We start from the raw sequence: 21,805 nt of genomic DNA on the forward strand, positions 1-21,805 counted from the left end.
CCGCCGAGCGTCGCACCGGCCAGAACGTCGTGCGGGTAGTGAACCCCCACCAGCACCCGTAGCAACGCGGCAGCTCCGGCCAGGGGCAACGTGAGCACGGCAAGGCGCGGCCGCAGCACCGCCGGCCCGACGGCCAGTCCGGCGGCCAAGGTGGCGTGGTTGCTCGGGAAGGACCAGTCCCCGCTCTCCGGACATTCGGCGATCACCCCGATTCCCGTACGCAGCGCACGGCACGGTCGTTCCTCGTCCACCACCACCTTGATCGCTTCACTGACGGCGTACGCCACCACAGTTCCGACGCCGGTCAGCACGGTCCCGGTAATCCCTCGTACGTCCCGGCGGCGCATCGCCGTCCACCACATCCCGACCAGCAGCATGCCGAGGAGCACCAGAGTGCCCTCGGTAGCCGCCTCCAGCACCGGACCGAACCACGACGGTGCCCCTGCTGCCGCCCCGACGATCGCCCGGTACCCGGACACCGAAACTCCGCTGGTGACCTGCGCTGCCCCGGCCCGGCCCCACCCGCCCGGAGAAAGCCACGCGAGCATCGCCGCCGTCAACCCCAGGACGCCGACAGCGGCCAACAGCCGGCCGACCCCGCCGGTTACTCGTGTTCCTCGTTCCATGGGGGTCGACCGTAGAAGCGGAAACAGTCGGAAACCCGAGCCGAACGACCACCCCGTACCCCCGACGATCGTCAGGGTTGACCGCTCCGCGGGGAGCAACACAGCGGAAAACGCACGCATCGGGCCTCCGGCTCGTCACCATGCGTAAGCGGATCCGTTGTCGAAGACACGCGCGTTAGGCCGCGCCTGACAGTGGCGCCCGCACGCCTGACCCCGTACCGAGATCAGGGTCTCTCGCACAGGAAGACCCGCTCCCGCGCGGGCCGGTCGGGGGCCTGGCGCACGTCGGCGATCTGGAAACCGGCGGCCGTCAGCCCGGCGTCGAGCTCGTTGCGGTCGCGGAAGCGCAGGGTGGAGTCGGAGGTGAGGACCTCGCCGTCGGGGAACGTGTAGGTGTACCGGAACGACACCAGCGGCAGGCGTACGTCGGTGAGCTGGAAACGTTGCTCGACCGGGCCGATGCCGGGCACGTCGCGGGTCTGCGCGACCGGGATCGACCACTCGTCCCAGATCCGGTACTCGGGACGGCGGGTCTCGAAGACCAGGACGCCACCGGGCCGCAGCGCCGTGTGCAGGTCGGCGAGCACGGACGCCCAGGCGTCGTCGGTGGTGAAGACCTGGGCGACGTTGCCGGTCATCACCGCCACGTCGAACTGCGCCCGCGGCATCTGGGCAAGCCAGGTGACCAGGTGCGCGCCGGGTTTGGCCCGGGCCACGTCCAGGGAGGCGGCGGCCGGGTCCACCCCGGTGACCGACAGCCCGCTCACGGCCAGGCGGATGGCGAGGCTGCCGGTGCCGCAGCCGAGGTCGAGGATCCTGCGGGCGCCGAGCTCCGCGATGATCTCCTGGTAGGCGTCCAGGTCGTCGCGGTCGCCGTCGAAGGTGTCGTGGACCGCGGCCAGCCGCGGATGGGCGAAGATCGGATCGGGCACACGCTGACGATAGCGCCGGACGGCGCACATTCACGTTTGCCGTTACCCTCGCGCGGGTGACCCGTTTTCTGCTGGTGCCCGGCCGTGGTGTGCCGTTCCCCAACCACTGGTCGCGGCAGTGGGCCCGCGCCCACCGCGACCATGTGTGGGCGCCGGAACCGCCGGGCCCGCCCTATGTGGCCGAGGACCGGGTGGCGGCGCTGCACGCGGTGATCGCCGCGTCGGACGAGCCCGCGGTTCTGATCGCGCACAGTGCGGGCTGCCTGACGGTGGCGTTCTGGGCGCGGCGGCACACCGGGCCGGTGGCGGCGGCGCTGCTGGTGACCCCACCGGACGTGGCGGGGACACCCCGCGAGCGGCTGCCGTTCCGGTCGATCGTGGTGGTCAGCCGCAACGATCCGCACTGCTCGTTCGCCGCCGGCGCGCGGCTGGCCGCCGACTGGGGCGCCGAGCCGTTCGACGCGGGCCCCGTCGGCCATCTGGACACCAGTTCGGGCTTCGGGCCGTGGCCCGACGGCGAGAAGCTGGTGGCCCGGTTACTTGGCGTCGATGGTGCCGGTGGCGAGCAGCACCAGCAGCAGTGAGCCGAGCGCGAGCCGGTAGAAGATGAAGATGCTGTAGGAGTGCTTGGCCACGAACTTCAGCAGCCAGGTCACCGACGCGTACGCGACCAGGAAGCTGACCACCGTCGCGACGATCGTGTTGGTCCAGCCGACCCCGGAGGAGATCCGGTCGGCCTCACTGACGCCCTGCAGGATCGACGCGCCGGTCAGCGCCGGGATCGACAGGAAGAACGACAGTTTCGTCACGGTGACCCGGTCGATGTCGCGCAGCAGGCCCGCCGACATGGTGGCACCGGACCGGGAGATGCCGGGGATCAGCGCCATGCACTGCACGGTACCGATGATCAGCGTGTCCTTCCAGGTCACGTCCTCCTGGTGGCGGACCTGGGTGGCGGCGTGGTCGGCGAACGCCATCACACCGCTCCACACGATCAGCGCGCCGGCGACGAACCAGAGGCTGCGCAGCGTCGTCTCGATCTGGTCCTTGAACAGCAGCGCCGCGATGACGATCGGGATCGAGCCGAGCAGCACCGCCCAGCCGAACCGGAAGTCCGGGTGGTCCCGCTTGGTCTTGTCGAACAGTCCCCGGAAGAACGCCGGCACGACGCGGGCGATGTCGTGCCGCAGGAACAGGATGGTCGCCAGCACCGCACCCGACTGGATGATCACGGTGAAGGCGGTGATGTCCGGGTCGTCGATCGTGTGACCGAACAGTTTCTCCAGGATCGTCAGGTGACCGGTGCTCGACACCGGAAGGAACTCGGTGACACCCTCGACCGCGCCGAGGATCACCGCCTCGACGATGCTCATTTCTGTAGCCAAAATTTCCCGCCCGCTTGGTCCGTAGCCGGGTTCAGAGCATAGGCAACCTGTTCACGCGCTGTTGCGGCGGGCACGGGCTGCGGCGATCGTGTACGCCGGGTCACGGTCCAGGTTGAACCGGTCACGGTCGTAGCGGCGGGTGGTCCGCGGGTCGGCGTGGCCCATCGCGTCCTGCACGTCCTCCAGGGGGACGCCCTCGGCGCGGGCGGTGGTGGCGAACGCGTGCCGCAGCGAGTGCGGCGACAGCCGGGCCGCCTCGGCGATGCCGGCCTCCGCGGCCAGCCGGCGGATCAGGCGGAAGATGGCGTGCCTGTCGACGCGGCCGCCGGTGGCGGTGACGAACAGCGGGCCGGGCCGGGTGCCGCGGTCACGCAGGTAGTCGTCGAGGGCGGCGGCGGCGCCGGGCGTGAGCGCGCGGCGGCGGATCTTGCCGCCCTTGGCGGTGAACCGGACGGTACGGTGCCCGCGTTCCTGCCCCACGTCGCTCAGGTCCAGATTGACCACTTCACTGACGCGCAGCCCCAGGTCGGCCAGGAGGGTGAGCATCGCCCGGTGCCGGCTGCCCGCCGCCGCGGCCGCCCGCAGCAGAGCGTCGACCTCGGCCGGGGTGAGGCCGAACGTGGTGGAGTGGTCACGATCCACGTACGGCCGGTCGGCGGCGCCGACCGGGTTGCTGGTGACGGCCTGGAGTTTGGCGAGGAAGTCGTACCAGCTGGAGATCCCGGACAGTTTCCGGGCCACCGAGGCGGGCGCCAGCGGACGTGCCTCCAGAGCCCGGGCGTACGCGTTGACGTCCAGGAACGTGGCCCGCAGCGGGTCGACTCCCCGTTCGGCGCACCAGCCGAGCCAGGACGCGACATCACGCCGGTACGCCGCCCGGGTGTGCTCCGACAGCCGCCGGTTGGCCAGCCACGCCTCGGTGAACTCCTCCGCCGACCCGGCGCCGGCGGGGAGGAAGCTGCGGTGGGGCTGCAGTGACATGCGCCCATGGTGTCAGCTCTCGATCACCTGTCCACCCGCGACATGCCAGTGCCGGGTGTGACCGATCGCATCGGCGAAGTACCGGTCGTGGCTGACGATCAGCAGCGTCCCCCGGTAGCGGCGCAGCGCCTCCTCGATCACGTCGAGGGCGGCGAAGTCCAGGAAGTTCGTCGGCTCGTCCAGCAGCAGGATCCGCGACGGGCTGTTGACCAGCACCGCCAGCAGCAGCCGCCGCAACTCCCCCGCGGACAGGTCGCGGACCGGCGCGGTCCACTGGTCGGCGTCGAACTGGTGACCTCGCAACAGCGTCTCGGCGTCGTCGATGTAGACCGGCACCCGCGCCCGGAAGAAGTCGATCACCGGGGTGGCGTCGCGGAGGCCGTCGTCGGTCTGCGGCAGCACCGCCACCTCCGGGTGCCGGTCGGCGATCGCCCGCAGCAGGGTCGTCTTACCGGCGCCGTTACGGCCGGTGATCAGGATGCGGTCGCCGCGGGTGACGTCGAGGTCGATGTCGCGCAGCAGGTCGCGTACCGTCAGATCGCGGATCTTCAGCACCGTCTCGCCGGTGTCGCCGTCGTCGCCCGGGAACGCGAGGGTCAGCGGCGGCCGGGTCCGGGGCCGGGCGATCCACTGCACCGACGCCATCTGCCGGCGCAGGCGGCGTTCGCGCACCTTCGCCTTGCGGGCGACCAGGCGGGCGACCCGGCGGATGTGCGGGGCGGCGGCGCTGGCCGGCGTGGTCAGCTCGACGCCACGGGCGTACCCCTTGGTCCTCTCGATGTCGGCTTCCCACCGGATCCGGTCCTTCTCCTGCGCCTCGAAATCCAGCAGCAGTTTCTCCCAGCGGCGCTGCTTCTCCGCGCGGTAGGCGGTGTACCCCCCGCCGGGATAGTCCTGCGGCTGCTCGTCGATGCCGTCCAGCTCGACGATCCGGGTCACCACCTCGTCGAGGAACGCCCGGTCGTGACTGACCGCCAGCACGCCGCCGTCGAAGTCGCGCAGCCACTGCCGCAGCCAGGCCGCGCCCTCGGCGTCGAGGTGGTTGGTGGGTTCGTCGAGCAGCAGCAGGTCCGGGTCGTCGAGCAGGGCGCGGGCCAGCATCAGCCGGGCCTGCTCGCCGCCGCTGACCTGCCGCAGCGCGAGGTCGTCGTCGAGGTGGGCGATGTCCAGGCGCTGACGGATCTCGGTGATCCGGGCCTCGGCCTTCCACCCCTCCAGGGCGGTCCAGCGTTCCTGGACGTCGGCGTACGCGTCCAGGACGTCGTCGCCGTCGGCCAGACGTCTCTCCAGGTCGCGCATGGTCGCGGTCACTGCCGCGAGGTCGCCGAGACCGGCGGTGAGATAGGCGCCGACGGCGCCGTCCGGGTCCGGCATCCGCTGCGGGACGTACGCGACCCGCGTGCCGGGCGCCACCGTGAGGTTGCCCCCGGTGGGTGCCAGGTCGCCGGCGAGCACCCGCAGCAGGGTGGTCTTGCCGGCGCCGTTCGGCCCGACGACGCCGATCCGGTCGCCGGCGCGCAGCACCAGATCCAGGCCGGAGAAGAGCAGGTCGCCGTCGTGGGCACGGGCGAGGTGGGTGGCTTTGAGATGTGCGTTCACGATCGACTCCAGGGGAGGGGACACCGACGGGTTTCAGCAAGGCCGGGTGTCTCACCGCACTGGCGTCGCTCCTCACGTCCGGCAACAGATCCGGCTACCACCCTGCCCCGCGCCACCCCGTCCCGCAACCCGTTTCCCTCGCGGCGGCGCGCTGGGCCATTTCGGTACGACATTGAACCGGATGGTTCAGTGTCGTACAGTGAACCGCATGGTTCAGCAAGACACTCTCGATCGGGTGTTCGCGTGCCTGGCCGATCCGGTCCGGCGCGGCGTCCTGATCCGGCTCGGTGACGGCCCGGCCAGCGTCGGCGAGCTCACCGAACCGACCGGCATGACCCTGACCGGCATGACGAAACACCTGCGCGTCCTCGAAGAGGCCGGCCTGATCGTGACCGAGAAGGTCGGCCGCGCCCGCCTGTGCCGCCTCGCCCCCGCGCCGCTCGACGAGGCGATGGCGTGGATCGCCTTCTACCAGCGTCTCTGGGCCCGCCGCCTGGACGGCCTCGACGTCTTCCTCACGCTTCGCGGCGGAGCACGACAGCAGGAGGCACCGCCGGGCAGTACGCCACCCCAGGAACCTCGGCAACGCGCAACGAACCCATCGGACGACGGGAAAGGACCCGGAGAATGAGCTTCGACATGCGGACGACACGGCAGCTGCCGGCCACACCGGAGGAGGTCTTCGACGCCTACACCGACGCCGAGAAGCAGAAGATCTGGTTCAACATCCTCGACGAGAAGCCCGGCATCGTCGAGATCGAGGTCGACCTGCGGGTCGGCGGCACGCAGACCGCCGTCTGGGGCCCCAGCCCGGACGCGCTGTTCCGGGAGACGCAGACGTTCGTCGAGATCGACCGCCCGCACCGGCTGGTCACCGACTCGACCGGGGCCGGCCCGGACGGCAGGACCATGCAGACCCGCATCGAGATCACCTTCGAGGCCCGGGACGGCGGGACGCTGATGACCGTGGTGCAGAGCGGCTTCCCCGTACCGGAGGTCCGTGACTTCTTCGCCGGCGAGGTCTGGGCCGGCGCGTTCGCCCGGATCGAGGCGTTCCTGACCCGCCGGACCCAGGATGTCTGAGCCGCCACGGGCCGCGGTGGTCGCGCTCGCCGTCACCGCCGCGGTCGTGTTCAACCTCGCGGTGTACACGATCGGCAGGGCCGCCGGCGCCACCTACCGGTTCACCTCGCGGGGCGAGCCGGCCGAGGTCGACGCGCTCACCGTGGCCGGGTTCAGTGCGGTTCCACTGCTGATCGGCTTGACCGCTGTCGCGCTGTCGGCGGCCCGGGCCGGCTGGCCGGTGACGGCCGCGCTGATCGCCGGCCCGCTGCTGGCCGTCGTCACGGTCCCACTGATGACGGTGCCCGCCGACTTCGACACGGCCAGCACGGCGGCGCTGGCGCTCTGCCATCTCACGCTGGTGCCCGTGATCGTCGTCGCGGTCCTGCGGATGAGAACACCGCGCCCCGCGCCGACCTCCTCCCCCGCACGCCGCTCTGGATAGCTCGGTTGACGATGTATAGCGGCGGGCGTACGGGTGTGGGATGGGGAGCAGGCCCGGGCGCGGCTCGCCGCCGACGGCCGGCAGGCCGGGCCGCTGCACGACAGGAGCGCCGGCGGATCCGGGCCGGCCACGGGATTCGAGGCCGTCCGCGACGGTCTCGAGCTGACCGTCGTCGGGCAGGGCGACGCCGTCTTCAGCGAGGTGGAGCAGCTCGACTCGGGATGGATGTGGCCGCTGATCGCCGCCGGGATCGTGGTCGGCGCGCCGGCGGGCTGGCTGGTCGCCGCGTCGGCCGCCCGCCGCCGGTCCCTGCCCGCCGCGGTCGCCGGGGTTCTCGCGCTGGCGGCGCTGTTCCCGCCGGTGTGGGCGCTGATCGACAACACTGTCGCGGCGATCCAGTTCGCGTTCCGTCCCGGGGGTGACATCCTGGCCGTGCACACCGTGCTGGAGCCGTCGCCGTACTGGCCGGGCGGCCCGGCGTGGCTGTCGTCGGTGTGGCCGGCCGGGCCGTGGATCAATCCGGCCCTCGCCGTCGCCGGGCTGCTGCTGACCGGGCTGACCGTGGTGCTGTCGCGGCTGCGGTCCGGGCGGCCGGCGATCGCACCGGAGGTGGCACGCTGATGCAGGAGCCGACGTTCCTGATCCTGACCGCGCTGGCCACGGCGCCCCGGCACGGCTACGGGATCATCCAGTCCGTCACCGCCCTGTCCGACGGCGAGGTGACGTTGCGCCCCGGGACGCTGTACGGCGCCTTGGACCGGCTGGCCGAGCAGTCCCTGATCGAGGTCGACCGGGAGGAGGCCGTCGACGGCCGGCTGCGCCGCTACTACCGGCTCACCGACTCCGGCGCACACGTCCTGGCCACCGAAGCCGAACGGCTGCGCCGCCGCGCCGCCGCGGCCGAATCCCAGCTGCGCACCCGCGGCGGCATCCTCCCGGGCACCGTCTGATCACCCGGTCCGCCGCCCGGGCCGGCGACGTCGGCGCTCAGATCCGCCGGAACGGGTCCTCGGAGTGGCTCGGTCTCCTGCCGAAGGCGTAGATCACCTGGGCGTCGAGGACTCCGTCTTCGTCGCTGTCGAGGAGGTCCGCCAGCGTGCCGGTGTACTCGGCGCGGAACGTCTCGGTCTGCTCGGGGGTGAGCGCGGCGAGGGCGTCGTGGTGCGCCCCCTGGGTGTGGGCCTGCCAGGCGTGGGCGAGGTCGCCGCGGGAGAACCGGATCGTCTCGGTGACGATGTCGGCGGGGACGAGCCCGGCGTCGTGGAGTTCGCGCCGGCAACGCGACGGCGTGCCGAGCGGGCCGGCGGGATCGTCGAGGGTCGGACCGTGGCGGCCGGCCTGTTCCCGGAAGAGCCGGGCCGCGGTGGGAAACCCCTCCCGCATGGTGGAGAACCCGACGAGGCCGCCGGGTTTCAGCAGCCGTCGCCATTCACGCAGGGCGGTCTGGACGGGCAGGTAGAGCAGGCCCGCGGAGCAGAGGATCAGGTCGAAGGCGCCGTCGGCCAGGTCCGGCAGGGCGGTGGCGTCGGCCTCGATCAGGTCGATGGTGGCGATGCCCAGTGAAGTGATCGACTGCCGTGCGCGGGTGAGCATGCCGTCGGAGATGTCCACGCCGAGCACGTGACCGGCCGGGCCGGCGGCGCGGGCCGCGGCGATCGCGGCGAAGCCGGTGCCGGTCGCGGCGTCCAGGATGCGCATGCCGTCGGTCGGCGCGGCGAGTTCGACGAGGCGTTCGGCGTAGCGGACGTGCCAGTCGTCGCCGTCGTAGGTGCCGGCTCGCTGGTTGAAGGCGGATGCGATCGTCTCGCGGGAGGCCGGCATGTCGGTGATCACCTCACAGGTTGTCCGGTACGAACGGATGCCCCCGTGGCCGGCCGGGCCGATAGCCGGGTCTGTAGCCAGGCAGGGGTCAGAACGGTGTCGAAGGCGAGTCCGGCCGCCCCGCGCACTGCCGCCGTCTCCCTGATCGCCTTCCTGGACCGGCGCCACAAGGCGCTGCTGTCCACTCAGTCCGCCTCGTCGTGATCGGCGCGGGCCAGCGCCCGCCTGGCCCGCGCCTCGAGAGCCGCCAGCTCGGGGGCACCGCCCCGCACCCCGGTGACGATGTCGACGGCCGCGAGCAGGTACTCCAGGGCGATGACGTCCTCGTCGAACGGAGCGTCCTCGTCGAACCGATCGAGCAGCCCGGCGAAGTCGGCGACCACCGCCTCGGCCTGGCCGGCGGCCCGGTCCGGATCACCGTTGCGCCGGGCACACCGCGCCGATTCGATCATCGCCCGGCCCACGAAGGCATGACACTGGCCGAGAAGCCGGGTGACGATGCGGCCCACCAGGCCGAGGCCACGCGCCTCCAACTGCGGGTCCGGCTGGGCCGCGAACATCGCCGTGACCTCCCGGGCGGCCGCGGCGAGCGCGACGCCGTCCACCCACTCCGCGGACCCTTCGACGGCGCACGGCTGCCGCCCCAGCCGCGCGATGCACGCCTCCGCCGCAACCGACAGGGCCGTCGCCGCCTGCAGCAGAAGGTGGAAGCGGACCCGGTCCGGCTCCCGCGACGCCACCGCCAGCCGCGCGACCGTCAAGGCCACCGCGACGTCCTCGGTGCCCCGCGTGGGTTCACCGGCCCGGGCCGCCGCCAGCATCTCCTCCGCCGCCGCCTCGGCCTCGGGACCGGGCCACGGCGGGTCAGCGGGAACCGGCAGCCCGAGTGCCAGCCGGTAGGACGTCCAGGCCACCGGGTCCTTCGCCGGATCCGGTTCGTTCTCCGGGTTACCGGAGGCGGCCCGGACGGCGCCGCCCATGACGCGGTCCATCACGAGCCGCGCGTCATCGAACGACAGCGCGAACCGCTCGGTGAGAACAGCCAGCCGGTGACGGCGGCTCGCTCCCTCCCGGTCCGCCGCTCGCAGGAACTCGGCGAGGCGACGCACCGTGGTTCCACGGGCGAGCCGCACAGTCAGATCGTCGGTCCACTCCACGACCCGAGAGGATGCCCGCTCCCGCTCGTCTCCACAACCACCGCCGTTGTGGTTTCGGCTGTCCTTCGCCGTCGAGCTGTGCCCTCGCGCCGGAGACGCGCCTAGGCCGGCTCGCGCTCGGCGGCTTCCGTGGAGTCCAGCTCGATGTCGTCGAGGATCTCCGCGGCGAGGCCCTGCACCGCTGCGTCGCCGTCCCCGTCCAGCTTGCCGGGCCACACCGAGACGAAGACGTTGACGTTGGCCTTGCGGGCCCCAAGGAGAACACGGGCCGGGGTGGAGATGAAGAACGCCTCGTCGCCGAAGCCCGGCACCCGGACGTACGGGTAGTCGGAGGCGCGCTGATGCTCGTCGAACTCATGGGTCGCCGCGGCGACGGCGCTCCGCTCCGCCTTCGGTTCATGGAGCCTGACCGTCAGTCTGATCGCTTCGAACGGCCCCACTCCGTCGGGGCTGAAATCCCGCACCCATATGCAGCTCGAGTGCTGCAAAGTGCCGAAGTCGACATCCTGATCCTTGTCCAGTTGGCGGCTGCTCGCCGGCCAGTAGCGCTCCAGACCGGCGGCGTCCAGCGCCGGGCAGCCCTCGCCGACGCGGGAGGCGATCGGCGTCCACGGCCACACCGCTCCCACGACCGCCGTCCGCACGCCGGTGGCCAGGACGACGGCGACGAGGGTCAGGCCGACGGCCAGGCCCCACCGTCGCGACCTCGCCGGCTGGACGGTGGCGCCGTGCTCGATCGCCCGCTGCCTCAGCTCGGACACTTCCCGGTCGAACCGCCGGTCGGGCAGCCAGCCCGCCCGGGGCGCGTAGAGGGTCACCGGCCCCCGGCTGGCGCGCTCGGAGACCCGCACCCGGCGGCCGGTCAGCCCCCAGGCGACCTGTATGCCCTTGACGTAGGGCCACAAGATCTCGTGGACCACCGCGCCGGGGCGTGGGCTGTCCGTCGAGGAGATCTCCATGTGCTTCCGCCTGCCCAGCGTGAGCCGGTACACGAACAGGGGCAGCACGAGCACGGCCCAGATCACGGCCGCGGGGGTGGACAGCTCCACGAACCACTGGTATTCGACGGGTCCGGGCCGGGAGAACACCGTGACCACGACGAACACGGGCGGGATCAGCGCGCTCTCCACGAGGAGCTGGTCGAACGCCCATCGCCGGTGCCTGTGCAGCCGCAACGGCTCCTCGCTGGCAGTCGTACTCATCCCGGCGTGTGGTCCTTCCCGTCCAGGCACCCCTGTCGATGAACTGGGCCGCCCAGGTTACGGCATCCGGGGTAGGCGCCGAGACGGCAGTGCCGACCAGCCGGGGGTCACCGGGACGGGCATGCATGACCCGCACCCGGATGGATGGTCGTGAGGGGACACCCGCCGTGGCCGCCGCGAGGCACGGGACGTTGCGTGGCCCGTACCGAAGCATGGTGGAAGAGAAGCGCCGCGGACCGGAAGCGGACAACCGCCGCAACGGGGTTACGGTCAGTCGATGAACGAGGGCCTTGCGGAGCTGGCGACGCTGCTGCGGGAACGTGACGGTATCGAGAAGAGGATCGCCGACATGACCGGACGGTCCGCGCGGCAGGGTGATGTCGGTGAGTTCATCGCTGCCGAGGTCTTCGGCATCGAGCTCGCCCGGAACGCGGTGCAGGCCGGCCATGACGGCTGGTTCCGGTCCGGGCCGCTGCGTGACCGTTCGGTCAATGTGAAGGCCTACACCAGCCTGGCCGACGGCATCGACATCAGCCCCCATCCGTGCGACTACTACCTCGTTCTGGACGCCGGCCGGAGAACCGGGAGCGGGGTGCGGCATCACCGCTGGCGGATCACGGAGGTGCTTCTCTTCGACGCGCGGCGGCTGCTCGCCGAATTCGCCGCCCGCGGAGTGAAGGTCGGCTATGCGACCAGCCTGCGAGTGGCGGATCGCGCCGCCGCCCGGCTCTACCCCACGAGCGGGCCCGGTGCGCTGCTGGATCTCACCGTGGAACAGCGGGCCGCGCTGGACCTGTTCGCCTGATGCGCCGAGCGGCCCCGGCGGATCAGAAGGTACGCCAGGCCGGCCGGGCGGCGGCCGCGGCCAGGAGCAGGACGAAGTCCTTCTTCGCGCCGGAGTAGAGGTAGAAGACCGCGAGCAGGGCAGCGAGAACCCAGTAGACGATGTGCATGAGACGGCCTTCCCCGATGGGTTACCAGGGGTGCGCCGCCCCCGCGACCGCCGGCAGTCTCCGCCCTGATGACGGTCCACTCCAGCCGGGTTCAGCCGCGGCGGTTCTCGAACACCATGATCCGGTACGGGCCACGGAGCGTCCCGTGCCTCGCGGCGGCCACGGCAGGCGTCCCCTCCCGGACATCCCCCGGTGCGGGTCATGCATGCCCGTCCCGGTCGCCCCCGCTAGCCGCGTCAACGCGGCGGCACGTCCGGTGGGGGCGGACCCGTCGGAGGCGGGGACGAGGGCGGGACAGGCGGATACCCGCCGGGCGGTGGGTAGTAGCCCGGCGGAGGCGGGCTGTCGGGCGGTGGGTAGTAGCCCGGGGGCGGCTGACTGCCGGGCGGGGGCTGACCACCGGGCGGTGGGTAGTAGCCGGGCGGCGTCTGACTGCCGGGCGGAGGGGGGTAGGAGCCGAAGCTCTGGCGGGCGGCCCGGTTGCGGGACGACCGGACGGCCAGGACGATCGCGCCCACGATGCCGCCGACGATCAGGAGGCAGCAGAGGATCCGGCCGGTCAGGTAGCCGAGGTTGCGCGCCACGTCCTCACTGCGGTCCACCGCCAGGATGACGGTCTGCCAGTTCATCGCCGCTCCTCCCTGGGATCCGGGCCGTCGGGCCGGCTCAGATTACCCGAACGTCTCGATCGCGCTCGTTGTCTCATGTCACCGCGGCGGCGTCCCGTCCGGTGTCGACACACGGCGACGCTATCGGAGGGGTACGACATTTCGTCAGCGTCAGGTCGCGGCGGACCGGATGCCGATGGCGGCGGGGGCGTGGGCCCCGGCGGTGACCAGTCGGGTGATCAGGTCGGCGTACACCTTCTCGTCGAGCTGGTCGTCGCGCAGCGGGGTGAGCGGGAACGCGCTCAGGCCGGTGAACACTTCCGGCTCCTAACGGTCGAGGCGGACCACCAGCGGGCGATGGTCCGAGACGGGCGCGTGCGGGGTGCGGACCTGCACCACCCGGCCGAGGTGGCCGGCGGAGCGCGGGTCGGCGAGCACATGGTCGAGCTGGGTCTTCGGCGACGGGCTGGGGAAGGTGGCGGCCCGGGCGAGGGACCGCCAGCCGGTGAAGGCGCGGACCGGCCCGGAGGGCATGTTCAGGTCGCCGAGCAGGACTCGCGGGCCGGGCAGGGCGCGGAGGGCACGGACGGCGGCGCGCAGCTGGCGCACGTTCCAGCCGGGTACGAACGACAGGTGCGTGGTGCCGACGGTGAGCGGCCCGTCCGGGGTGTCGAGGACGGCGGCGAGCAGCACCCGGGGTTCGTCGCGCAGCAGCAGCAGGCCGCCGTCGGGCACGTACACCGGGGAGCGGACCGGCGCGGCGGGCAGCGAGGTGACCTGCCAGCGCACCACCGGGTAGCGGCTGACGAGGGCGATCCCGTACTGCGGATGGGCGATGTCGGCGCCGGAGTGCCAGGGTTCCCAGCGTTCGCCGGGGGTGCCGACGACGGCCGCGGCGAACCGGTGGGTGGTGGCGCCGAGGGCGTCGGCGGCCAGGGCGGCCAGGTCGAGCAGGCCGCTGCGCGGCTGGGCCCGGTCCACCTCCTGCAATCCCAGGACGTCGGCGTCGAGGTCGGCGATGGCGGCGTGGATCCGGTCGGCGTGTACGGTGCCGTCGGACAGCGATCTGCCGTGCAACAGGTTGAAGGTGGCCAGGCGCACGAGCCGACCCTAGCCAACGGGAAGAGTGGGATGTTCGTCAAGGCGTTGTTGTGCCTCGCATTACTGTTCATCGCGGGCGCCGTGTTCGGCATCTGGCTGCAGAAGCAGCGGCGCGGCCGATGATCGCGACACTGCTGGTGGCGGCGCTGGCCGCCGGGTGGGTGGACGCGGTCGTCGGCGGGGGCGGGCTGCTGTTGCTGCCGGCGCTGCTGGTGGCGGCGCCCCAGTTGCATCCGGCGACGGCGCTGGGCACCAACAAGCTGGCGGCGATCTGCGGGACGAGCACGGCGGCGGTGGCGTACGCGCGCCGCACGAAGATCGACTGGGGGGTGGCGGGCCCGGCCGCCGCGCTGGCGCTGGTGTGTTCCGGTTGCGGGGCGGCGCTGGCCGGGGCGATCCCGGCGACCGCGTACCGGCCGGTGATCATCGGCATCCTGGTGGCGGTGGCGGTGTTCGTGACCGTACGCCCGCAGATGGGGTTGGTCGAGCAGCCGGAGAAACGCACCACCGCACGCCGCGGGATCGCCGTGGCCGTGGCGGGCGGCCTGATCGCCGCCTATGACGGCCTGATCGGCCCGGGCACCGGCACGTTCCTGGTGCTGGCGTTCACCACGCTGATCGGCGCGGACTTCGTGCACGGCTCCGCCATGGCCAAGATCGTCAACACGGCGACGAACCTGGGCGCGCTCGTCGTGTTCGCCGCGACCGGGCATGTGGCCTGGATGCTCGGGGCGGGCATGGCGGTGTGCAACGTGATCGGGGCGCTGATCGGCGCGCGGATGGCGTTGCGGCGCGGCGCCGGCTTCGTACGGATCATCCTGCTGGTGGTGGTCCTGGCGCTGATCGCCCGGCTCGGGTACCTGCACTGGCAGGAATCCTGACCGGGAACAATGGCGGCATGAGCGAGGATCTTCAGAAGCTGATCGCCACCATCGAGGAGCAGGAACAGCGCCTGGTCTTCACCAGGTTCACCGAGACCGACGCGTGGGAGCTGGGCAGCCTACTGGTGCGCCTGGCCGCCGAGCGGGAGCTGCCGGTGGCCGTGGACATCCGCCGGGGCGAGCAGCAGCTGTTCCACGCCGCGCTGGCCGGTTCCAGCGCCGACAACGACGCGTGGATCGAGCGCAAGGTGCGGGTGGTGTACCGGTACGCCGCCTCGTCGTACCTGGTCGGCCGGCGGTTGGCCGCCAAGGGCCGGCAGCTGGACGCCTCCCAGGGTGTCGACCCGGCGTTGTACGCGGCGCACGGCGGCGCGTTCCCGGTCCGTGTCCCCGGCGCCGGGGTGATCGGTGTGGTGACCGTGTCCGGTCTGCCGCAGGCCGACGATCACGCCCTGGTCGTCGAGGCGATCGAGACGTTCCTGGCCGGCTGACGGATCTGCTGTCGGCAGACGCCGCTGGGCGTGTCGGTGTACGCCCGGGCAGGCTGGGCGGCATGCGGATCCTGGTTCTGGGCGGTGGTGGTTTCGTGGGGCGCGCGGTCGCCGAGCTGGGTGTGGCGCGCGGCGACGACGTGACGGTCTTCCATCGGGGCAGGCGTGACCCGGTCGCCGGGACGCGGGTGCTGACCGGCGACCGGCTCGCCCCCGGCGGGCTGGCCGCGCTGCGCGACGGCACCTGGGACGTCGTGGTGGACACCTGGTCGGCCGACGCCGCGGCGGTGCGGGACGCGGCGGCTCTGCTGCGGGGCAGGGCGGGGCATTTCTCGTACGTGTCCAGCCGCTCCGTCTACCACTACGACGAGACGGCGCCGCCGTCGCCCGTCCCGGTGGCGGAGGACGCGCCGGTGGTCGCCGGCGACGTGCCCGGTTACGCCGGTGACAAGCTGCGCGGCGAGCGTGCGGCGGAGGCGTTCGGCGGCCCGCTGCTGCTGGCCCGCGCCGGTCTGATCGTCGGCCCGCACGAGGACATCGGCCGGTTGCCGTGGTGGCTGAACCGGCTGCGCCGCGGCGGCCCGACCCTGGCGCCGGGCCCGCGGACCCTGCCGGTGCAGTGGGTGGACGCCCGCGATCTGGCGGCCTTCCTGCTGGACGCGGGCGCCGCGGGGCACACCGGAGCGTTCAACGTGGTCAGCGAACCCGGCTTCACCACGATCGGGGAGATCCTCGACACCGGCAACGAGATCACCGGCGGCCGGGCCGACCTGCGCTGGCTGGCGCCGGAGCGGATCCTCGCCGCCGGGGTGCGGCAGTGGACGGATCTGCCGATCTGGCTGGCGCCGGGCCCGCTGCACGGGTTCCTGCACGACGGCGACGTGAGCCGGGCGATCGCGGCGGGCCTGCGGTGCCGGCCGGCCCGCGAGACGATCGCCGACACGTGGGCGTGGCTGCGGTCCCTGCCGGGTGACGCCCCGGTGCGCCCGGACCGGCCTCCGGTGGGCCTGGACCCGGAGGTGGAGGCGAAACTGCTGGCATAGCGGAACCGGCCGCCGCTTCCCGGCAATCACCTCGACACGGGTTTTGCGGGATTGTTACCGTTTCCCGCCTTTCCCGGCACCGCTCATCAGGTTTCCCCACGTCACGCGAGGGCGGCCGGATCGGCACCGACCACAGTGGAATTCCGGGGGCAGTTCTGTATTCCCAATGATCGATTCGTGTGCGATCGTGTTCGGGCACCGAGAGAGCGGCCTGCCTCCTTCCCGACCGGGCCGGGGACCGCGGGTACGCGTTTCTCACCGGACAGAGGCCTGTGCCCGCCCGTCTGTCCGCACACGTCCGTTCGGGGGTCGTCATGCCTTACCCGGATCATCCGGGTCAACACCGGCAGGGTGCCGTCGCTCGTCACGCCGCCCCACCCGACCGGTTCCCCACCGGCGGCGGCCAGGCCTGGTCGGCGCCTCCGCACCCGCCGGCCGCACCTCACCAGCCGGGTCCCGGCCAGCCCTCGCACGTGCCGTCCACGCCGCAGCAGCCGGGTCCCGCCCGGGCCCCGGACGAGCCCTGGCCGCGGATCGCCGACGACCTGTACTGGCTCGCCCACAACGACCACGCGAAGCTCGTCGTGGACACCGAGCTCATCGGCCTCGGCCTGGCCTGCGCCGTGCTCAGCGAACTCGCCTGGACCCGATGGATCGACGTCCACCACGACCTGCTGATCGTCGTCGGCCGGCAGCCGCCCCCGAACACGCTCGCCCGTGAGGTCTGGGAGCAGCTCTGCGCCGAACCGGCGCCGGTGCCGGTGCCGGACTGGCTCCGCGTTCTGGCGCCCGGCGCCGTCGACGGGGTGGCCCGCCGCATGGTCCAGTCCGGCGACCTGGAAGCGACCACCCGCACCCGGTTGCTCCGAGGTCCGGTCACGGTCTACCGGCCCACCGACATGAACGCCTTCTACTGGCCGACCGCGCGCCTGAACAACAGCATCGAGACCGGCCGCCCGCTGGCCGAGATCGACCGGGTTCTGGTCGGCCTGTGCGTGGCCACCGGCGTGCATCACCACGTTCTCAACAAGACACCCGCCAGCCTGGTCGAACGTCTGCGGCACGCCGCTTTCACCACCCGTCAGCCGATCCCGCGGCTGCTGCGCCATCTCGAAACCGTCACCGCCGCCGCCGTGGCGATCCGCTGAGATCGTCCATCCGGCACTCACCCCCGCGCATCAGGAGTAGATCCGTGTCTCACAACGCCCCGCGCACCCGCCCCCCGGCCAGCGCGGTCGCCCAAACCCTCGCCGCCGGCCGGCTCGGCGTCTGGCCGGTGGTCTTCATCGTGATGGCCGCCGCCGCGCCGCTGACCGTCATCGCCGGCGGCGCCACGACCGGCTGGCTCGTCACCGGGGTGGTCGGCATTCCGATCGGCTACCTGGTGGTCGCGGTCGTGCTGGCGATCTTCTCGATCGGGTACGTGGCGATGTCGCGCCAGGTCCTCAACTCCGGCGCCTTCTACACCTACGTCACCCACGGGCTCGGCCGGATCCCCGGCATCGGGGCGTCCGCGGTGGCGCTGCTGGCTTACAACGCCATGCAGATCGGCCTGTACGGCGGATTCGGCGCCGTCACCGCCAACTTCGTCGCCGAGGAGTTCGGCGTCACGGTGTCATGGGCGGTGTGGGCCCTGGCGGCCTGGGCGCTCGTCGGTGTCCTCGGCGTGCGCCGCATCGACCTGAACGGGCGCATCCTCGCCACCCTGCTGATCGCCGAGATCGCCGTCGCGCTGGTGCTCGCCGCCGTCCACCTCGGCCACCCGGCCGAGGGCGGCATCGACCTGACCGCCATCTCCCCGGGCCAGCTGGCGACCGCGGGCATCGGCGCGGTGCTGGTCACCGCGATCACCGGCTTCGTCGGGTTCGAGGGCACCGCGGTGTTCAGCGAGGAGTCGAAGGACCCGCAGCGTACGGTCGCGCGGGCCACGTACATCGCGCTCGGCATCATCGGCGGCCTCTACAGCCTCTGCGCGCTGGCCATGACGATCACGGTCGGCCCCGACAAGATCATCGCGGCGGCCACCGAGCACGGCACCGAGCTGATCTTCGTGCTCGCCGCCCCGTACGTCCCGAACTGGGTCATCGTGCTGGGGCACCTGCTCTTCATCTCCAGCCTGTTCGCGGCGCTGCTGGCCTTCCACGCCACCGCGAGCCGCTACTTCTTCGCCCTCGGCCGTGAAGGCGTGCTGCCCCGCGCTCTGGCCCGGACCAGCGTGCGCAGCCGCTCTCCGAAGGCCGCGTCGCTCACCCAGAGCGTCATCGCGCTCGTGGTGCTGGGCCTGTACGCCGCCAACGGCTGGGACCCCATGATCAACCTGTTCTTCTGGATCACCGTGACCGGCGGGCTCGGCGTGCTGATCCTGATGTTCATCACCTCGATCGCCGTCATCGGCTACTTCGTCAAGCCGGCCCACCGCGCCGACGTGGGTGTCGGCCGTGGCCTGGTCGCCCCGACCGTGGCCAGCGTGGCGCTGGGCTGGATCCTGGTCGTCACCCTGCAGCAGTTCGACGTCCTGCTCGGCGTCGACCCGGCCTCCCCGTGGCGCTGGATCTTCCCGGTGGCGTTCGGCGCCGCCGCGGTGCTCGGCATGCTGTGGGCCGTGTACCTGCGCACCGCCCGCCCGCAGGTGTACCGAGTGATCGGCACCGGAGCCCACAGCGCCCTGATCGATCCCCTGCCCGACACCCCGTCGCCGGTCACGGCGGCCCGGTGACCGGCGTGACCTCGATCACCGGCGCCGGCGTCCACCGCGCCGCCGCACCGCACATCGACCTGGTCAGCGACATCCTGACCGCCGCGTTTCTGCACGGCGACCTGGCCCCGTGGCTGATCCCCGACGAGATCGAGCGCCGCCGCGTCTACCGCCCGTACTTCCGGATGCTGGCGGCCCACGCCGTCGAGCACGGGCGCGTCGACGTCATCGGCGAGGACGCCTGCGCGCTCTGGTACGACCTCGGCGACGATCCCGACCTCACGATCGACGACTACGATCGGCGGCTCGCCGAGATCACCGGCCCGGCGCTGCCCCGCTTCCAGCAGATCGACGAGGCGATGCACCGGTATCACCCCCGCGGCCGGCCGCACGCCTACCTGGCGTTCCTGGCCGTGCTGCCCGGCCGGCAGGGCACCGGCCTCGGTACGGCGCTGCTGGACCACCGGCACGCCGAGCTCACCCGGGAGGACCGGCCGGCGTACCTGGAGGCGACCGGTCCCGCCAACAGCGCCCTCTACCAACGCAAGGGTTACCAGCCGCTCGGCCCGTTCCCGGTGGCCCCGGACGGCCCGCACCTGCACCCGATGTGGTGGACCAGCCACTGACGCCACTCGGACCACCACGGCGGCGCGGGCGGCGCCGATGCCGGCCCAGTCCGGGTCGACGTCGCTGGCGAAGAACCAGGCCCGGTCGGCGGGCCACACCATCGCCGGTGGCATGTCGCTGACCTCGGTGTCCCAGGTGGCGAGGGCCGAGAGCGGGCCGTGCAGCAGGGCGAAATGCCGGTACGGCAGACCGGTCAGCCACGGTCCCGGCGGCACGGTCACGTCCGGGTAGCCGTCCCAGACCGCGAAGTAGCAGTCGCCGGCGGTGCCGGTGAATCCCGCCAGCACCGCCAGGGCCCGCCGCGCCTGGTCGAGGTCGGACGGATGGTCCTCGGGCACGTCGGCGGCGGGATCGTCGGGGACGTACCGTATCCGGGCGTACGCCTCGAACTCGTCCGGCCCGAACAGGATCAGCTGTTCGGCTTCGGTGGCCGACTCCACGAGCCAGTCGGCCGGTGACAGGTCGGTGCAGCGCCGCAAGATCACCGCACCAGCCTGCCACAGGGCCGGTTACAGGGCGGCCGCCGCGTGCCGGCCGGCGGCGCGGCCGCTGAACAGGCAGCCGCCCAGGAACGTGCCTTCCAGGGCGTTGTAGCCGTGCACCCCGCCGCCGCCGAACCCGGCGACCTCGCCGGCGGCGTACAGGCCGGGGATGGGGTGGCCGTCGTGCCCGAGCGCCCGCGAGTCCAGGTCGGTCTGGATCCCGCCGAGGGTCTTGCGGGTGAGGATGTGCAGCTTGACGCCGATCAGCGGCCCGGCCGCCGGGTCGAGCAGCCGGTGCGGCACCGACGTGCGCCCGATCCGGTCGCCGAGGTAGCGCCGGGAGTTGTGGATGCCCTGGATCTGCGCGTCCTTGGTGACCTTGTTGGCGATCTGTGTGTCGCGGGCCTCGACCTGCTCCCGGACCCGGGCCGCGTCCAGCAGCGGCTCGGGGGTCAGCTTGTTCATCCCGGCGACGAGCTCCTCCAGGCCGGGCGCGACGACGAAGTCGGCGCCGTGCTGTTTGAACGCCTCGACGGGTGCGGGCGCGCCCTTGCCGAACAGCCGTTCCTTGAGGAAGCCGCGCCGGTCCTTGGCGGTCAGGTCGGGGTTCTGTTCGGAGCCGGACAGAGCGAACTCCTTCTCGATGATCCGCTGGGTGAGCAGGAACCAGGAGTGGTCGTACCCCGAGATCTCCGGGTTGGTCCGCAGATACTTCAACGTGCCGAGGGTGTCGTAGCTGGGGAAGAACGGGGCGGGCAGCCGCCGGCCGAGGGCGTCGAGCCACAGCGGTGACGGCGCGGACAGGATACGGATGCCGTGGCCGGGCCAGACCGGGTTCCAGTTCTGCACGCCTTCGGTGTAATGCCACATCCGGTCCCGGTTGACCAGGCGCACCCCGGCGTCCTCGGCGATCTGCAGCATCCGCCCGTCGACGTACGCGGGCACGCCGGTGACCATGGCGCCGGGCGGGGTGCCGAGCCGCGGCGGCCAGTACCGGCGGACCAGGTCGTGGTTGGCGCCGATGCCGCCGGTGGTGACGATCACGGCCTGGGCGCGCAGGTCGAAGTCGGCGATCTCCTCGCGGTTGGAGGACACGCCGCGGGCGGCGCCGTCCGGGGCGAGGACCTTCCCGCGTACGCCCACCGCGGTCCCGTTCTCGACGATCAGTTCGTCGACGCGGTGCCGGTGCCGGAATTCGAGCAGCCCGAGGGAAGCGGCGTTCACCGCGGATGCCGCGAACGGGTCGACCACGCCGGTGCCCGTACCCCAGGTGATGTGGAATCGCGGCACCGAGTTGCCGTGCCCGCCGGCGCGCAGTTCGCCGCGTTCGGCCCAGCCGGCGAACGGCAGCCAGCTCATCCCGAGCGACGCCAGCCAGGCCCGTTTCTCCCCGGCGGCGAACTCGACGTACGCCCGCGCCCACCGGACCGCCCACGCGTCCTCGTCGTCGATCCGGTCGAAGCCGGCGCTGTGCCGCCAGTCGGCCCAGGCCAGTTCGACGCTGTCGCGGATGCGGGCGCGCCGCTGTTCGGGGCTGTCGACGAAGAACAGGCCGCCGAACGACCACCACGCCTGCCCACCGAGGTTGGCGGCGTTCTCCTGGTCGACCAGGGCCACCTTCTTGCCGGCGGTGGTGAGCTCGTGCGCGGCGGCCAAACCGGCCAGCCCTGCTCCCACCACGATGACGTCGACGTCCACGCCTTGTTCCCCTCAC

General features: G+C 72.3%; 26 protein-coding genes and 1 pseudogene. 14 read left to right on the top strand and 13 right to left on the bottom strand.

Annotated elements, in window-relative coordinates; all coding sequences use genetic code 11:
- Positions 1–38: 38 nt before the first annotated feature.
- Positions 39–746: pseudogene (locus Aut01nite_RS44650) on the bottom strand (phosphatase PAP2 family protein); the annotation flags it as partial.
- Positions 747–850: 104 nt separating this feature from the next.
- Complete coding sequence (locus Aut01nite_RS34250; RefSeq protein WP_204037775.1) at positions 851–1,558, bottom strand: class I SAM-dependent DNA methyltransferase; 708 nt, start codon at positions 1,556–1,558, stop codon at positions 851–853.
- A 56-nt stretch (positions 1,559–1,614) separates the two neighbouring features.
- On the opposite strand from Aut01nite_RS34250, the gene Aut01nite_RS34255 reads away from it, so the two are divergent.
- Positions 1,615–2,142: an RBBP9/YdeN family alpha/beta hydrolase gene (locus tag Aut01nite_RS34255; RefSeq protein ID WP_052164452.1), complete on the top strand. Its 528-nt coding sequence runs from the start codon at positions 1,615–1,617 to the stop codon at positions 2,140–2,142.
- On the opposite strand, the gene Aut01nite_RS34260 is transcribed toward Aut01nite_RS34255, so the two are convergent.
- From Aut01nite_RS34260 to Aut01nite_RS34270, 3 genes are all read right to left on the bottom strand, one after another.
- On the bottom strand, positions 2,095–2,931 hold the full coding sequence (locus tag Aut01nite_RS34260) for an undecaprenyl-diphosphate phosphatase (RefSeq protein WP_043531720.1): 837 nt from the start codon (positions 2,929–2,931) through the stop codon (positions 2,095–2,097). The two genes, Aut01nite_RS34255 and Aut01nite_RS34260, sit on opposite strands and share 48 nt — an antisense overlap.
- 63 nt (positions 2,932–2,994) lie before the next feature.
- Positions 2,995–3,924, bottom strand: a complete 930-nt coding sequence (locus Aut01nite_RS34265; RefSeq protein ID WP_043531722.1) for a tyrosine-type recombinase/integrase — start codon at positions 3,922–3,924, stop codon at positions 2,995–2,997.
- Between the two features lie 12 nt (positions 3,925–3,936).
- Positions 3,937–5,523 (bottom strand): ABC-F family ATP-binding cassette domain-containing protein, encoded by a 1,587-nt coding sequence (locus Aut01nite_RS34270; protein WP_043531724.1) that lies wholly within the window; start codon positions 5,521–5,523, stop codon positions 3,937–3,939.
- Positions 5,524–5,731: 208 nt separating this feature from the next.
- On the opposite strand from Aut01nite_RS34270, the gene Aut01nite_RS34275 reads away from it, so the two are divergent.
- From Aut01nite_RS34275 to Aut01nite_RS34295, 5 genes are read left to right on the top strand one after another with little or no spacing between them, the layout of a single operon-like run.
- Positions 5,732–6,154, top strand: a complete 423-nt coding sequence (locus Aut01nite_RS34275; protein WP_052164453.1) for an ArsR/SmtB family transcription factor — start codon at positions 5,732–5,734, stop codon at positions 6,152–6,154.
- Positions 6,151–6,606, top strand: a complete 456-nt coding sequence (locus tag Aut01nite_RS34280) for an SRPBCC family protein (protein WP_043531728.1) — start codon at positions 6,151–6,153, stop codon at positions 6,604–6,606. The genes Aut01nite_RS34275 and Aut01nite_RS34280 overlap by 4 nt, the downstream gene beginning before the upstream one ends.
- Complete coding sequence (locus tag Aut01nite_RS34285; RefSeq protein ID WP_043531731.1) at positions 6,599–7,030, top strand: DUF6069 family protein; 432 nt, start codon at positions 6,599–6,601, stop codon at positions 7,028–7,030. The genes Aut01nite_RS34280 and Aut01nite_RS34285 overlap by 8 nt, the downstream gene beginning before the upstream one ends.
- Positions 7,031–7,063: 33 nt before the next feature.
- Entirely contained in the window at positions 7,064–7,651 is a 588-nt protein-coding gene (locus Aut01nite_RS34290; protein WP_043531733.1) for a hypothetical protein, read from the top strand.
- Entirely contained in the window at positions 7,651–7,980 is a 330-nt protein-coding gene (locus Aut01nite_RS34295; RefSeq protein WP_043531735.1) for a PadR family transcriptional regulator, read from the top strand. The genes Aut01nite_RS34290 and Aut01nite_RS34295 overlap by 1 nt, the downstream gene beginning before the upstream one ends.
- A gap of 37 nt (positions 7,981–8,017) precedes the next feature.
- Here Aut01nite_RS34295 and Aut01nite_RS34300 read toward each other — a convergent pair whose 3' ends face one another.
- The 3 genes from Aut01nite_RS34300 to Aut01nite_RS34310 form a co-directional block, all read right to left on the bottom strand.
- Positions 8,018–8,863 carry a class I SAM-dependent methyltransferase gene (locus Aut01nite_RS34300; RefSeq protein WP_201775623.1) on the bottom strand — a complete coding sequence of 282 codons (846 nt, stop codon included), beginning with the start codon at positions 8,861–8,863 and terminating at the stop codon, positions 8,018–8,020.
- Positions 8,864–9,036: 173 nt separating this feature from the next.
- Complete coding sequence (locus Aut01nite_RS44485) at positions 9,037–10,008, bottom strand: hypothetical protein (RefSeq protein ID WP_043531737.1); 972 nt, start codon at positions 10,006–10,008, stop codon at positions 9,037–9,039.
- Between the two features lie 101 nt (positions 10,009–10,109).
- Entirely contained in the window at positions 10,110–11,210 is a 1,101-nt protein-coding gene (locus Aut01nite_RS34310; RefSeq protein WP_152629065.1) for a hypothetical protein, read from the bottom strand.
- 277 nt (positions 11,211–11,487) lie between these two features.
- On the opposite strand from Aut01nite_RS34310, the gene Aut01nite_RS34315 reads away from it, so the two are divergent.
- A complete protein-coding gene (locus tag Aut01nite_RS34315) occupies positions 11,488–12,015 on the top strand; it encodes a DUF6998 domain-containing protein (protein WP_043531741.1) in 528 nt (175 codons plus the stop codon).
- 22 nt (positions 12,016–12,037) lie between these two features.
- Here the strand turns inward: Aut01nite_RS34315 and Aut01nite_RS44490 are convergent, their stop codons facing one another.
- The 4 genes from Aut01nite_RS44490 to Aut01nite_RS34330 form a co-directional block, all read right to left on the bottom strand.
- Positions 12,038–12,163 (bottom strand): hypothetical protein, encoded by a 126-nt coding sequence (locus Aut01nite_RS44490; protein WP_268871741.1) that lies wholly within the window; start codon positions 12,161–12,163, stop codon positions 12,038–12,040.
- A 236-nt stretch (positions 12,164–12,399) separates the two neighbouring features.
- Positions 12,400–12,792, bottom strand: a complete 393-nt coding sequence (locus Aut01nite_RS34320) for a hypothetical protein (RefSeq protein ID WP_043531743.1) — start codon at positions 12,790–12,792, stop codon at positions 12,400–12,402.
- Positions 12,793–12,942: 150 nt separating this feature from the next.
- Complete coding sequence (locus Aut01nite_RS34325; protein WP_201775624.1) at positions 12,943–13,089, bottom strand: hypothetical protein; 147 nt, start codon at positions 13,087–13,089, stop codon at positions 12,943–12,945.
- A 9-nt stretch (positions 13,090–13,098) separates the two neighbouring features.
- Positions 13,099–13,872 carry an endonuclease/exonuclease/phosphatase family protein gene (locus tag Aut01nite_RS34330; protein ID WP_043531745.1) on the bottom strand — a complete coding sequence of 258 codons (774 nt, stop codon included), beginning with the start codon at positions 13,870–13,872 and terminating at the stop codon, positions 13,099–13,101.
- Positions 13,873–13,991: 119 nt separating this feature from the next.
- Here Aut01nite_RS34330 and Aut01nite_RS34335 point away from each other — a divergent pair, with 119 nt between their 5' ends.
- From Aut01nite_RS34335 to Aut01nite_RS34365, 7 genes are all read left to right on the top strand, one after another.
- The gene (locus Aut01nite_RS34335; RefSeq protein WP_052164454.1) at positions 13,992–14,753 is read left to right on the top strand and encodes a sulfite exporter TauE/SafE family protein; all 762 of its coding nucleotides are present in this window, start codon (positions 13,992–13,994) and stop codon (positions 14,751–14,753) included.
- A gap of 17 nt (positions 14,754–14,770) precedes the next feature.
- Positions 14,771–15,244 carry a heme-degrading domain-containing protein gene (locus tag Aut01nite_RS34340; protein WP_043531747.1) on the top strand — a complete coding sequence of 158 codons (474 nt, stop codon included), beginning with the start codon at positions 14,771–14,773 and terminating at the stop codon, positions 15,242–15,244.
- A gap of 62 nt (positions 15,245–15,306) precedes the next feature.
- Positions 15,307–16,287: an NAD-dependent epimerase/dehydratase family protein gene (locus tag Aut01nite_RS34345; RefSeq protein ID WP_043531749.1), complete on the top strand. Its 981-nt coding sequence runs from the start codon at positions 15,307–15,309 to the stop codon at positions 16,285–16,287.
- Between the two features lie 473 nt (positions 16,288–16,760).
- Positions 16,761–17,435: a GOLPH3/VPS74 family protein gene (locus Aut01nite_RS34350; RefSeq protein ID WP_052164455.1), complete on the top strand. Its 675-nt coding sequence runs from the start codon at positions 16,761–16,763 to the stop codon at positions 17,433–17,435.
- Positions 17,436–17,479: 44 nt separating this feature from the next.
- Positions 17,480–19,003 (top strand): APC family permease, encoded by a 1,524-nt coding sequence (locus Aut01nite_RS34355; RefSeq protein ID WP_043531751.1) that lies wholly within the window; start codon positions 17,480–17,482, stop codon positions 19,001–19,003.
- A gap of 5 nt (positions 19,004–19,008) precedes the next feature.
- Complete coding sequence (locus Aut01nite_RS34360; protein WP_236643106.1) at positions 19,009–19,608, top strand: GNAT family N-acetyltransferase; 600 nt, start codon at positions 19,009–19,011, stop codon at positions 19,606–19,608.
- A 37-nt stretch (positions 19,609–19,645) separates the two neighbouring features.
- A complete protein-coding gene (locus tag Aut01nite_RS34365; RefSeq protein WP_204037776.1) occupies positions 19,646–19,840 on the top strand; it encodes a hypothetical protein in 195 nt (64 codons plus the stop codon).
- Between the two features lie 278 nt (positions 19,841–20,118).
- Here the strand turns inward: Aut01nite_RS34365 and Aut01nite_RS34370 are convergent, their stop codons facing one another.
- Positions 20,119–21,789 carry an FAD-binding dehydrogenase gene (locus Aut01nite_RS34370; protein WP_043531756.1) on the bottom strand — a complete coding sequence of 557 codons (1,671 nt, stop codon included), beginning with the start codon at positions 21,787–21,789 and terminating at the stop codon, positions 20,119–20,121.
- Between the last annotated feature and the right edge of the window lie 16 nt (positions 21,790–21,805).

Source organism: Actinoplanes utahensis (assembly GCF_016862455.1).
GTDB classification, from domain to species: domain Bacteria; phylum Actinomycetota; class Actinomycetes; order Mycobacteriales; family Micromonosporaceae; genus Actinoplanes; species Actinoplanes utahensis.